Below are 11,755 nucleotides of genomic sequence, written 5' to 3'. Positions count from 1 at the left end.
GTTTTACGGCAACGAAATTGTAGCCAAAGAGAACATACTTGTCAAGTATTCTCAGAGTTGAAAATATAATATATCCCTGGTTAGGCTAAACCACCGGGCGAACGTGCTTTCGAATTGCTACAGGAAATTCGAGAGGGTACGCCCTTTGGCATTCGCACCACCAAAAGCGGCAATGGGACGAGGTTTCAAAAGACGCTCAAGTGATAATTGGAGCACTCCCAATTAATCATTGCTTTTCTTCAAAGTTTCCACTAAAGCTGGCACAAAGGTTCGACAATCCTCAACAATGCCATAATCTACCTGCTCAAAAACTGGTGCCTTGGCGTCGTTGTTTATGGCAATCATTACTTTTGCGCCAACGATGCCTACCATATGTTGCAACTCTCCTGATAAGCCCACGCCGATATAAAGTTCTGGACTTACCATTTTTCCACTTTGGCCAATCATGGTTTCCAATTCAGTCCAGCCTTCATCAACTGCGGGCCGGGTAGAACCAAAACCGGCGTTTAACACTTCAGCCAATTTTGCAATTTGCTGCCATCCATCTTGATCCTCAGCTCCGGCTCCTCCAGCAACAATCACTGATGCAGTTTCCAGAGAAACACCTTCGGGCTTTTCCACTACAATTTCCAAGGTTTGGACACGTAAGGGAAATTTTTCAGGGAGATCAATTGGGATTATGTCACCTATATTGGTCGAATCCAATTCGGGATTTAAAAAGACACCCTCGGCTACAGTTGCCATCTGAGGGCGTTTCTCAGGGCAAATTATGGTAATCATGCCACCATAAGCGGGGATTTTTTGTTCCAGAATGCCTTCGTTATCAATAAGAAGATCGATGCAGTGAGCAGTCAGACCGGTTTTCAGTTTCGCGGCGATCAATGGCGCCAATTCTCTGCCCATAAAGGTAGAGCCAAGCAGAAAGATTTCGGGGCGATGTTCAAGCAACAAATTCACAATGATTTCTGTATAGAGCTCGGCCTGGTAGGGATGAAGAGAATCTGAATCACCCAGATAAACTGAATTTGCGCCCGCGGCAATTAGCTCCTGAGCGCGTTCCGTCACATTTTGGCCTAAAAGGATTGCGCCAACTTTAGAATCAAGCTGATCAGCTAAATGCCGCGCTTTTCCAACAATCTGTAAGGAAACAGGTCGAATTCTTCCGCCTGCTTGTTCAGCCATCACGAAGACTTGTGTTTTTATCTTAGACATTGACTACCCCCGAATTTTTAAGGATTTTAATCAGGCGGTCAACCTTTTCTTGCAGAGATCCTTCCAATATTTCAACTTCTCTGCGGCTCTCCAAACGAGTCATCTCTGTAACGATGGTCGGTGAGCCTTTCAATCCGACGTTCTCTACCGGGACGCCGAGATCTTTAAGATCCCATGTGATGATTTCTTTTTTGCGAGCCTTAAGGATGCCAGAAAAACTTAGCGCTTTAGGTTGGTTCAAATTTCTTGTCACTGTCAGAACAGCGGGTAATTTGATTTTGACCTTTCTGTATCCATGCTCATAGTCCGCTTTTACAATCCATTCATCCCCCGCATTTTCTACGATTTCGTTTACCATTGTTACAACTGGCATATTTAGAAATGTGGCAATTTCAGGACCGACCCATTCTGTAGCCCCATCGCTGCTTGCCATCCCACAGAAGATCAGATCAACGGCCCCATTCTTCTCTATTGCTTTTGCTAGCGTATAGGCTGTAGCAAAGGCATCTGCTCCTGCAAAGGCGGGATCGGAGAGCAAGATGCCTTTATCCGCTCCTAATGCAAGGCATTCTTTAACAATATTCCCCGCCGGTGGTGGACCCATGCATAAAATTGTGATATGGGCATCATCGTTTCTTTTTATTTCCAAGGCAGCCTCTAAGGCATGGCTATCCAGGGGGTTTATCACCAGTGAAATATCCGAGCGCGGTAATGATTTTGTGACCGGATCAATCTTGAGCTTATCCGCGTCGTTTGGATCCGGCACTGCTTTTACACAAACAATAATATTCAACATCGGTAATACCTTGTTTCAATACCAGCCACCTGACAGTTTTTATTTTGGTGTTGGCCATGCAAACCGCCAGGTAACTGGTTCTCAAAATACTTTTTGTCTTGTTATGAAACAGCCCATCGAGCGACGATAACTTTCATGATATCCGAAGTGCCTGCCGAGGGTCCTAAAACATATGAATCACGTAAGAAGCGCGTGACGGGAATCTCTTCCATACAGCCATAGCCACCATGGATGTCTACTGCCATTTTTGCAGCTCTTTGGGCTGCCTCCGTTGTGTAGTACTTAGCGGCAGCAAACTCATTACTTGAGCGCCCACCCTGATCCTGTATAGCTGCTGCACGATACCCTAGCAGGCGGCCAGCCTCGAGGTCAATTTTCATATCCGCGATCTTGAATTGGATTGCTTGCAGCTTGCCAATCGGTTTTCCATATAGAATACGTTCGTTGGAAAATTTAATAGATTCATCCAGGCACGCCTGCTGTAAACCTAAGGCACAGCCTACCATCCCACCACGGCCAGCATCGCCGATTGCGGACATTGAAACCTTGAGACCTTTGCCTTCACCGCCAAGCACATTTTCAGCGGGTACCTCAACATTTTTCATTTCAATTTCACCGGTGTTGCAGCCTCTCATGCCTACCTTATGTTCGATGTGAGTGGGTTTAAATCCATCCATCCCTATTTCGAGGATGAAGGCAGTAAAAGCTTCAGGATTATCCTCATCCTTTGCCAAAACTATCTGAACGTCAGCGATATGTGAATTGGTGATAAAGCATTTTCGGCCATTCAATACGTAGGAATCGTTCACCTTTTTGTAAGTTGTTCGGGCACCTTTTGGATCTGAACCACCAGATGGTTCTGTTACGGCAACCGTTGGTAAACGCTCCCCGGTAACGAATTTTGGAAGATATTTCTTCTTTTGCTCTTCGGTCCCAAATTTCATGATCGGTTCGATACCGAGGCCAAAGACCTGGTACATCATCGCCGTAGCAACTGATACCCGGGCAATCTCTTCCAAAGCAATCAGGCGGCCCATATATCCCATGCCCAGGCCACCATATTCTTCAGGAATAGTTACGGCAAACATTTCTGCCTCAGCCAGTTCCTTTACCACCTCGTCCCAGCCCCCATTTGTTTCTTCCATCATCGGCACATGCGGGGCGATTTTTGTCTCAGCAAACTCTCTTGCTGCTTTGCGGAATAGTTCCTGTTCCTCTGTGAAAGTAAAGTCGATCATTTTGTTCCTCCTCCGTAAATAGGAAAATAGAATATATTTTGAACAATAATTGCTTATTGCTCGGAATTCCTTTTAGTGTAGAGCCTCAACGATCAAGGCACTACCTTGCCCGCCCTCTGCGCAAAGGGTTGCAAGTCCATACTTGGATGAAACGCCATTCTTATTCCGACGTTTCATTTCATGCAAAAGTGTTACCACAATCCGACATCCTGAAGAACCCACAGGATGCCCAAGTGCAATCGCACCTCCATTTACATTTACCCTATCCCAATCCCAGCTAAGTTCTTTGCCAACGGCAAGCACTTGCCCGGCAAAGGCTTCATTAATTTCGATCAAATCCAATTGCCCCAGTTCCAGATCGGCCTTCTCTAGTGCTTTGGGGACTGCGCCTACCGGAGCAATTCCCATGCGGTGCGGTTCAACACCTGCATAGCCATAAGAAATAATTCGGGCAAGCGGAGTGTAGCCAAGCTGATTTGCTTTTTCAGCAGTCATGATCAACATGGCACTGGCGCCGTCTGAGATACTGCAGGCGTTGACAGGTGTGACTGTGCCATCCTCTTTAAATACGGTGGGAGCATAACTGGCCTTCTCCATCGTAAGGCCAGGATTAATCGTTTCATCTTGCCTGATCAGAACATTCTCTTTATTCTTTTTGGTTATTTCTATAATAATTATCTCATCATCAAATTTTTTCTCGCTTTGGGCCTGCAAAGCTTTTTTATGACTCTGCACGGCATATTCGTCTTGTTGTTCACGAGTGAGATCATATTCTTCGACAAGATTTTCTGCAGTGCGCCCCATGATCTGGCCACAATTTGGATCGGTCAGGCCCTCCCATAAAGCATCTGTCATTTCTGAGTGGCGAAGTTTTAATCCCCACCGGGCACCCCTCACCAGGTAAGGGATATTGCTCATAGATTCGACGCCGCCCACGAGGTAAATATCACCATCACCAACCTGAATTCCGCGCCAGGCATTGACGATTGCATCCATCCCCGAATCACAATTTCGGGCCACAGTATATGCAGGTACTTCCTTGGGAATTCCCGCTTTTAGTGCAGCCACCCGGGCGATATTTGGAGCGTCGCTCGATTGAAAAACACAACCCCAAATGACCTCGGCTATGGTAGCAGGATCAATCTTGGTTCGTTTAAGCAGGCCGTTGATCACAATCTGAGACAGGGCTACCGCATCAAATTTGCGCAGCATCCCACCGTGGTTGCCAACAGGTGTTCGGACAGCATCTACAATAACTACATCTTGCATAAGAAATAACTCCTTTTCACCTATCTATTGGATCATCTCTTTATCAGGGCGAGGCAATAAATCAGCCTCTTCAATGATTTCTCCAACAATATCTTCCTGCCTGTAAGCCATCATATGGATACCGGCAACGCCTTTTATTTCCAAAACTTTTTGAATGATCTCAACACAAATCCTTTTTCCTTCTTCTCTTTGTTTCTTCTTTGGCGTTTTTCGCATTCGATTGACTAGGGCATCCGGGATGACAACTCCCGGAATTTTTGTCCGCAGGAACTCTGCTGCTAATTCAGAGCGAAGCGGCCCAACTCCGACAAGAATATAGCATTTCTCATGCAAGCCAAGCCTTCTTACTGTCTCCATATAGTCTTGAAAACGTTTGATATCAAAACAATATTGTGTTTGGATAAAGTCAGCGCCTGCTTCAATCTTCTTTGCAAGGCGCAAAGGTCTGAAATCAATGGGCTCCACAAATGGATTGACTGCCGCTCCCAAAAATAATTTAGGAGAAGCGGATATTTGTCTGCCACTTAAAAACACACTTTCATCGCGCATCGTTTTTGCAGTGTGGAGTAATTGAATGGAATCAAAATCAAAGACTCTTTTTGTTTCGGGTTGATCGCCGATGGTTACATCATCACCGGTCAGGCATAAAACATTTTTGATGCCAATTGCACTTGCGCCGAGCAAATCACCCTGGAGAGCGATTCGATTCCTGTCTCGGCAGGTCATTTGCATAACGACTTCGTAACCTTCATGGGCCAGAAGGGCGCATGCTCCAATACTGGACATATGGCAATTGGCTCCGGCAGCATCCGTTAGATTTAAGGCATCAGAAACTATTGCCAATTCTCTGGCTGCCTTTAAAAGGTCTTCCGGATTTGCACTATCCGGCGGACTCACCTCCGCAGTAACCGCAACCTGACCGGATTTTAGTAATCCTTCAAGGGTACTGCCTGATCTATTTTCCTTCATAACAGAATTTCAGTTCCCTTGGTCGGCTTCCATGCCGGAGGGGCACTGTTATCTCCACAACATAATTCATTTATAAATGCGGATTTGCCTGCAAAGCGCTGATTGAGCGGAGGCTGTATAAGATGAATCTCATTTCCATAAACTTTCATCTTGGTAGATCTCTCATATGCTTCAACCCAAATACAGATCATTTCTGGATCAACCTCACAAGTTTTATCGCTCCTGACACCGCCGCAAGGCCCATTCCGAAGATTTTTCGGGCAAGTCATCGGGCAGGTCATACCTGTAAAATGTAATGTACATTGGCCGCACATTTGACAATCAAAAAGCATCCCTTTTGATAACTTTTCAGGCAAGTGCATCCAACGATCTACTCGCTTATAACCAATTCTCCGGATCAATGGATCCGCAATCCTGAATATCTTTTCAACCAGTTGATAAGCTGTTTCAAGCCAATGTGGATGGTTGCGAAGGTTCCCGAAAATAGCCATATTCAGACCAACACTTATAAACCCGCTAAATATTTATCGCGGTTATCGACGAACGGTAAGGGAACAACGGTTGCGTCTGCTTTTACCTCTCCAAGGTCAACTTTCAGATCAGTTCCCAGATCTGAACATTCAATGCTAACCATCGCATAGGCGATATTCTTTTTCAAATCCGGTGAGTAGACTGCGCTGGTTATCATTCCAACCGGTTGGTGATTGCATTCGACAACCCAAAACTCGGCAGTTTGGGTGAGTGGCTCTGTGTGGATTTCCAGGCCTACCAATTTGCGTTTAATCCCCTCCGCGTTAATTTTCTTCAGCGCCTCTTTTCCAACAAAATCCACATCCTGATCTAGGTCTACAAACCTCCCCATCCCAACCTCATATGGATTGGTGCTGTCTGTGACGTCTTCCCAGTAATTAAGCAAGCCACTTTCGATCCGTTCGATCCAGCAGGGGGTTCCGGGCTGGATATTATAGGGTTTTCCAGCCCCCATGATGATTTCCCAGAGCTGGTCACCATATTGACCATCCTGGAGAAACAACTCATATCCACCCTGTTTACTCCAGCCAGTTCGCGCGAGAATAAAGGGGATACCGTTTAGTTCTGTTTCCTTAAACCAAAAATATTTCAGTGTTCGAACCCAATCTCCAAGCAAATCAGCCATAAGATCAAAGGATTTGGGGCCTTGTACCGCCAAAGGAGAAACATCCGGCTCTTGGATGCTAACCTGCATTTTGAGACCGGCAGCCAGCCCTTTTGCCCAGAGCAGGATTTCCCGATCTGCTACCGATAACCAGAATTTATTCTTCTCCAATCGCAAGGCAACCGGATCGTTAACAATCCCGCCATGCGCATTCGTAAGCGGCACATAATAGCATTGACCAATTTTGAATTTTGTTAAATTCCGAGGGGTTAGCTGCTGAAGAAATTTGAAGGCATCCGGGCCGGTGATTTCAACCTGGCGCTCACAGCCCACATCCCATAAAGTTACATCATTTTTTAAGGACCAATAATCGCTTAATAAATCTTTATAAACCAGGGGCAAGTACATATTATTGTAGGGTGTATAGGATTTACACCCATACCGCTGGGTAGCATCGTAGTAAGGCGACTGCCGGATACGATAACTATATAATCTGGGTTTCTGGCCTTGTTTTTTTGATTTCGAAGATTTTTCAGTCATAAGTGATTTTTTAATCTATACCTCTAATGCTTGATATACGGCTGTTCTAAACTCTTTACGAATAGGGTAGGTTTGTGAGGGCAAATACTGTGTCATCAGAATTGCGATAAGGTCTTCCTGTGGGTCGATCCAGAAATAGGTTTCTGCATATCCACCCCAACCATGATCTCCGACCGATCCCATGATGCCGGTTTGTGCTGTGTCCAACATGACGCCAAAACCAAGGCTAAATCCCATCCCCAGCATCGGTTCGGTCCCCTCAAAGGCAATCGGAAGCAATGCAGGTGGCAGGTGATTGCATGTCATTAACTCAATCGTTTTGGGACCGAGTAATCGGACGCCATTCAACTTGCCTCCGTTTAATATGCATTGGGCAAAATTCAGATAATCTGCAAGGGTGGATACCAATCCACTTCCACCGGATTGGTTTGCCACAGGAGGCAAATATACGCTGGAATCAGGCAAATCGAGAACACCAAATTCACTGTCCGATGTTTTGCCATAGAGGGTGCAGAAACGATCCAATTTGGAAGGGTCAATATGAAATGCAGTATCCACCATCCCCAAGGGATCAAAGATTTCCTCTTGCATGAAGTCTCCCAGCGGTTTTCCGGAGAACACTTCTACCAGATAGCCAACGACATCTGTTGCAACGCTGTAATGCCACTTTTCACCCGGATGGTACTTCAGCGGCAGGCTGGCAATTCGGTCAACCAACTCTGCATTTGTGATCTGCGTATTGAAAAGATCCGCTTCATCATAAAACTTATCCACAGGGGATTCTGATTCCAGGTGGCCTCCGTAGCTTAGCCCGGCTGTATGACGTAATAAATCCTGAACAGTCATGGGGCGGAGCGGGGTTTCTAAAGCGCCATCTGCACCCCAAACTTTCGCATCCTTGAAGGCAGGGATATATTGGCTGACTTCATCTGTCAGATTGAAGAGCGATTCTTCATATAGCATCATCAGCGCAACGGAGGCAATTGGCTTGGTCATGGAATAGATTCGAAAAATCGAATCCTGGGACATAGGGACCTTAGCCTCAAGATTTTGGTATCCGAAGTTTTCTAAATGCACAACCTGACCGCGCCGGGCAACGCAGGTCACCGCGCCAGCCAGTTTTCCACTTTCCACATAGCGATTAATGAGGCTGTTGATGCGGCCTAGTCGTTTTGTAGAGAAACCAAGCACATCAGGATTTGTCCGCTTCATTGGGTTCACACACCGATCCATTCAAGAAATCAATCAATCCTTAGGTTCCAATCACCAATCCGCCGTCAATGCGGATCACTTCCCCTGATATATAGCTGGCTTCATCAGATGCCAGGAAGAGATAGAGATTAGCAACTTCCTCCGGTGTACCCAGTCGTTTGAGAGGAGGCCTCTTCTTAAAAGCTTCCAGCACATCGTTGGGCATGGAAAGCAACATTTCGGTCAAAATCATGCCCGGGGCAACCGCGTTGACGCGGATATTGCTGCCTCCCAACTCGCGTGCCCAGACCTTGGTCATTCCAATTACCCCGGCCTTTGTGGCAATATAATTTGTTTGCCCATAATTACCATCCAGGCCTACAATCGAAGATGCATTTAATATAACTCCACCGGCTTGTTTGATCATGGAGGGTGCGACCGCCTGGGTACAATTGAAAACGCCTTTCAAATTCACGGCAATAACCGAATCAAAGGCCTCCTCAGCCATCTGTTTAACCAGCTCCCCGTTTTTTACTTTTACCAGAACGCCATCCCGGAGAATCCCGGCGTTATTAACGAGGATATCAACGCGTTCATATTTTTTTGCGACACTATCTACCCAGTCCTGTACTGCCTGCCGGTTTGTTACGTCGACTGTCTGGAAATCATGTTCAGGGCCGATTTCACCCAATAATGCCAACCCTAGTTCTTCATTGACATCACAAAAAGCCACCTTTGCCCCCTCTTCTGCAAAGCGCTTCACCGTCGCTTTTCCAATTCCCGCTGCTCCCCCGGTTATAAGAGCTATTTTTTGATTTAGACGCATTGACTTTTCTCCTGATTTACAGAGACTGACAGGGTTAGGGATAGAACTCCTGTCTATCCCTAACCCTGTTTTGTTTTACACTTAAGAATATGAGCCGACTTCTTTAGCCAACTGCATGAACCAATCAATTTTTTCCGGAGGCGCAATCGTTGGAACCTCGCAACCCGGTGCCAGAAGATAGCCGCTGTCATTGGTAGCTTTTTCGATGCATTCCTTGATGGATGCTTTCATTTCTTCCTTGCTATCAGCGAGGAACATTTCTGTTGGCACGTTGCCAATCAGGACGGCCTTCCCGCGGGTAACTTCAGCAGCTCTGGCTAGATCTGATCCAGAATCAACACTGAGATTACTCACACCTGTTTTAACCAAATCTTCGAGTATCGGATTTGCATTGCCACAAACATGAAGGCCAACACCTATTTTTTTGGCTTTGAAGTGGTCGACGATCTTCTTGTGGTATGGGAAGACAAATTCTTTATACATTTTGGGTGAAATCAGATCACAGGAGGCAGGTGCTTCTGAAAATCCAACGCCAACCCCAATTTCACTCAAGGCTTCAGTAAATTTAATTGTCGCCTGGGATGAAACCTCCATGAGCTCATGGATGAAGTCAGGGTCCTTAATTGAATCCCTGAGAGTATTTGTGGCGCCACGAAGTCCCATTGCTATTGTCCAGGGTCCTGCAATTACAGCAGAAACAGGAGCATCCTTGACAACCTTCTTTGTTTCAATGCAGGCGTCCAGATACCCTGGCAAACGACCATCTTTATGTGGGTCTGGAATTTGAAGGCTGCTTAATTTTCCTTTATCATCAGCTAAAAATTCTTTCGTGACCACGCTCATGCTATCGTCAGGATAACGAAGCTCATTTCCCATGGCCTCGATATCCATGCTTAAATCCCACATCATTATCATGATATCCGGCTTATAACGCTCATATGCAGCGATTTGAGCTTTGGCAAAGGTTTGTGAATTCTGAAGGAATTCACGGATATTAGCGCCAACAAGCTTTGCATTGCATGCTCCGGAGAATATATATGCAGGTATCCTGTCTAACTCGGGATCTTTATCTGTGAAAGTCTTTTTAAATGCTGCGGAAACTCTCTGTTTACCTAGAAATTCCTCTGTCATAGCTCTCCGCCTTCTTCCCAAATTTTCATTTGTTCCTGGTAGGTTTTTGGATAGGTTGCTTCAAAATCAAAGAAGCTGGTTATTGGGTATCGGATGCCTCCCTTGTGGGTCTTTACCAATCCATCGATAAGCGAGTCGGCTTTTGTGGGCGGAATAAAAAAGGCCATCTCATAATCTTGGGTCATTCCAAAAATCCTGTCGCCGTTGCCAGGCACAATATACCGGCATTCTTCATCTTGGATTGTGGTGATGATCGCTGAACATCCCAATCGTCCCATGGCAGATGATTTTATGGATCCACCTTCGTTATATAGAGCGCCTTGGATCAACCTCATGATTTGGGCTGGGTTGCCATAAACCATATATAGGTCGGGGTCAAAAGAGGCCCGGTTTAATGGTGCGATCAAAATATGACTATAGGTTCCGAAATCAAATCGGCTGATCAAATCCTCTTCCATTTTTCCGATTTCCTTTGAGGCCGTGAACATACCCGCAGCCATGCTCCCTTCGTTGAAAAAATCAATATTTTCAAAGAAACCGAAAGGTGCTGCACCGAGTGCACAACCCATATCCTCTTTACCCAGAGCAACGGTCCACCCATATTTTCGCGACATACCAATTCCCTGACAAATGGCTACTTTTTTACCCATTTGCTGAAAGGGTCGGCGTGTTTTTTCAGGAATTTCGTCTTCTGATTTCAGCATTTTAAATGCCACAGGAAAGGTCAGGGGTCGAAAATAGGTGGATAGTGCTTGATCCAATTCGCTTGCAGTTGCCATCTTAGCCTCCATATGTAATTTGATTGTGTTATAAGAGCTTTAGGTAACAAATTAGGGTATTAATCGATTTTTCCAGAGTTGTGGAAGATTTTTCAATTCCATACAATACTGATGCGCCCAACATCCCGGAAAATATCATTTCAGATACCATATCAGTATCTACATATCCTTTAAATTCACCGATTGCTTTGGCCTCTTCCAGATATCTTTTTAACATTTGTTTAACACCAACAAAGCCCTCGTTAACTTTTTTACATAAATGTGGTCGTTGGTCATCCAACTCCACAGAAAAGGTCACAAATATACATCCACCCGGAAAATTGTCTGAATCAATCAGATAACGATCTTTATAGTTTTCTAAAAATTTTATGATTTTTCCAACAGGGCTTTCTATTTCATCTAATCCGAATAAAATTCGAGCTCTCCAGATTTTTTGGGCTTCTGCCAGCACCTCATGAAAAAGTTCATCTTTGCTGGAAAAATGATTATAGAACCCGCCCTTGGATGAATTAACAGCTTCTATGATTTCGTTGATCCCAGTATTGATGTACCCTTTCAAGGAAAACAACTTCATCGATTCGTGGATTATATTTTCCCTAAGATCCATATAATATCTCGATAGTTGTGTTTTTAGTTTGAAGCAGCCATCGTATACTCTTGCTTAGCAAA

The 11,755-nt window shown here is 45.2% G+C and carries 12 protein-coding genes; all 12 read right to left on the bottom strand.

The window, feature by feature from the left end; all coding sequences use genetic code 11:
* Positions 1-222 precede the first annotated feature (222 nt).
* A complete protein-coding gene (locus tag AC3DOM_RS10170) occupies positions 223-1,212 on the bottom strand; it encodes an electron transfer flavoprotein subunit alpha/FixB family protein (RefSeq protein ID WP_487918935.1) in 990 nt (329 codons plus the stop codon).
* Positions 1,205-2,008 (bottom strand): electron transfer flavoprotein subunit beta/FixA family protein, encoded by an 804-nt coding sequence (locus AC3DOM_RS10165; RefSeq protein ID WP_487918934.1) that lies wholly within the window; start codon positions 2,006-2,008, stop codon positions 1,205-1,207. Before AC3DOM_RS10165 ends, AC3DOM_RS10170 begins: the two co-directional genes overlap by 8 nt.
* 101 nt (positions 2,009-2,109) lie before the next feature.
* Positions 2,110-3,246, bottom strand: coding sequence for an acyl-CoA dehydrogenase family protein (locus AC3DOM_RS10160; protein WP_487918933.1), 1,137 nt, complete (start codon positions 3,244-3,246; stop codon positions 2,110-2,112).
* A gap of 72 nt (positions 3,247-3,318) precedes the next feature.
* Positions 3,319-4,515 (bottom strand): thiolase family protein, encoded by a 1,197-nt coding sequence (locus AC3DOM_RS10155; RefSeq protein ID WP_487918932.1) that lies wholly within the window; start codon positions 4,513-4,515, stop codon positions 3,319-3,321.
* 24 nt (positions 4,516-4,539) lie between these two features.
* Positions 4,540-5,484, bottom strand: coding sequence for a methylenetetrahydrofolate reductase (locus AC3DOM_RS10150; protein WP_487918931.1), 945 nt, complete (start codon positions 5,482-5,484; stop codon positions 4,540-4,542).
* Positions 5,481-5,816, bottom strand: coding sequence for a methylenetetrahydrofolate reductase C-terminal domain-containing protein (locus tag AC3DOM_RS10145; RefSeq protein WP_487918936.1), 336 nt, complete (start codon positions 5,814-5,816; stop codon positions 5,481-5,483). Before AC3DOM_RS10145 ends, AC3DOM_RS10150 begins: the two co-directional genes overlap by 4 nt.
* Before the next feature lie 173 nt (positions 5,817-5,989).
* Entirely contained in the window at positions 5,990-7,159 is a 1,170-nt protein-coding gene (locus tag AC3DOM_RS10140) for a dimethylsulfoniopropionate demethylase (protein WP_487918930.1), read from the bottom strand.
* A 15-nt stretch (positions 7,160-7,174) separates the two neighbouring features.
* The gene (locus AC3DOM_RS10135) at positions 7,175-8,371 is read right to left on the bottom strand and encodes a serine hydrolase domain-containing protein (RefSeq protein ID WP_487918929.1); all 1,197 of its coding nucleotides are present in this window, start codon (positions 8,369-8,371) and stop codon (positions 7,175-7,177) included.
* 40 nt (positions 8,372-8,411) lie between these two features.
* Positions 8,412-9,176: a 3-oxoacyl-ACP reductase FabG gene (fabG, locus tag AC3DOM_RS10130; RefSeq protein WP_487918928.1), complete on the bottom strand. Its 765-nt coding sequence runs from the start codon at positions 9,174-9,176 to the stop codon at positions 8,412-8,414.
* Positions 9,177-9,257: 81 nt separating this feature from the next.
* Positions 9,258-10,307 carry a uroporphyrinogen decarboxylase family protein gene (locus tag AC3DOM_RS10125; RefSeq protein ID WP_487918927.1) on the bottom strand — a complete coding sequence of 350 codons (1,050 nt, stop codon included), beginning with the start codon at positions 10,305-10,307 and terminating at the stop codon, positions 9,258-9,260.
* A complete protein-coding gene (locus AC3DOM_RS10120; protein ID WP_487918926.1) occupies positions 10,304-11,086 on the bottom strand; it encodes a DUF169 domain-containing protein in 783 nt (260 codons plus the stop codon). Before AC3DOM_RS10120 ends, AC3DOM_RS10125 begins: the two co-directional genes overlap by 4 nt.
* 28 nt (positions 11,087-11,114) lie before the next feature.
* Positions 11,115-11,693 carry a TetR/AcrR family transcriptional regulator gene (locus tag AC3DOM_RS10115; protein ID WP_487918925.1) on the bottom strand — a complete coding sequence of 193 codons (579 nt, stop codon included), beginning with the start codon at positions 11,691-11,693 and terminating at the stop codon, positions 11,115-11,117.
* Between the last annotated feature and the right edge of the window lie 62 nt (positions 11,694-11,755).

The organism is Candidatus Desulfolinea nitratireducens (assembly GCF_982879505.1).
This window is presented reverse-complemented; position numbering and strand designations above follow the sequence as displayed.

Bases quoted from the DNA above. Each gene is read 5' to 3' on its own strand.
- AC3DOM_RS10155 (WP_487918932.1), bottom strand. From the start codon at position 4,515: ATGCAAGATGTAGTTATTGTAGATGCTGTCCGAACACCTGTTGGCAAC.
- AC3DOM_RS10150 (WP_487918931.1), bottom strand. From the start codon at position 5,484: ATGAAGGAAAATAGATCAGGCAGTACCCTTGAAGGATTACTAAAATCC.
- AC3DOM_RS10120 (WP_487918926.1), bottom strand. From the start codon at position 11,086: ATGGCAACTGCAAGCGAATTGGATCAAGCACTATCCACCTATTTTCGA.
- AC3DOM_RS10135 (WP_487918929.1), bottom strand. From the start codon at position 8,371: ATGAAGCGGACAAATCCTGATGTGCTTGGTTTCTCTACAAAACGACTA.
- AC3DOM_RS10125 (WP_487918927.1), bottom strand. From the start codon at position 10,307: ATGACAGAGGAATTTCTAGGTAAACAGAGAGTTTCCGCAGCATTTAAA.
- AC3DOM_RS10170 (WP_487918935.1), bottom strand. From the start codon at position 1,212: ATGTCTAAGATAAAAACACAAGTCTTCGTGATGGCTGAACAAGCAGGC.
- AC3DOM_RS10140 (WP_487918930.1), bottom strand. From the start codon at position 7,159: ATGACTGAAAAATCTTCGAAATCAAAAAAACAAGGCCAGAAACCCAGA.
- AC3DOM_RS10115 (WP_487918925.1), bottom strand. From the start codon at position 11,693: ATGGATCTTAGGGAAAATATAATCCACGAATCGATGAAGTTGTTTTCC.
- fabG (WP_487918928.1), bottom strand. From the start codon at position 9,176: ATGCGTCTAAATCAAAAAATAGCTCTTATAACCGGGGGAGCAGCGGGA.
- AC3DOM_RS10160 (WP_487918933.1), bottom strand. From the start codon at position 3,246: ATGATCGACTTTACTTTCACAGAGGAACAGGAACTATTCCGCAAAGCA.
- AC3DOM_RS10145 (WP_487918936.1), bottom strand. From the start codon at position 5,816: ATGCTTTTTGATTGTCAAATGTGCGGCCAATGTACATTACATTTTACA.
- AC3DOM_RS10165 (WP_487918934.1), bottom strand. From the start codon at position 2,008: ATGTTGAATATTATTGTTTGTGTAAAAGCAGTGCCGGATCCAAACGAC.